A 284-nucleotide genomic window follows, 5' to 3' on the forward strand; every position below is an offset into this window, starting at 1 on the left:
CGTCGCAGCCGAGCGATCCGTACGCGTCGTCGCCGGAGCCGTCGTTCACCGAGGAGACGGCGTCGCCCTCCGCTTCGGTCCCCGAACTGCCCGCCGGATACGAGCTGTACGAGGACGAGGAGGGCTTCCGGATAGCGCGGCCCGCCGGGTGGGCGCGCAGCACGGTGGACTCGCAGTACGGCATCGCGGTGGTCAACTACCGCAGCGCGGACGGGGAGCGTCGGCTTCAGGTGTACCAGGTGGCGGAGGCGTCACCGGAGGAGTCCTTCGAGCTGTTCCTGTCC

General features: G+C 70.4%; 1 pseudogene. It reads left to right on the forward strand.

Annotation, left to right across the window (positions count from 1 at the left end):
* Positions 1–284: pseudogene (locus GFH49_RS39175) on the forward strand (hypothetical protein); the annotation flags it as partial.

Source organism: Streptomyces blattellae (assembly GCF_009709555.1).
In the GTDB taxonomy this organism is placed as follows: domain Bacteria; phylum Actinomycetota; class Actinomycetes; order Streptomycetales; family Streptomycetaceae; genus Streptomyces; species Streptomyces blattellae.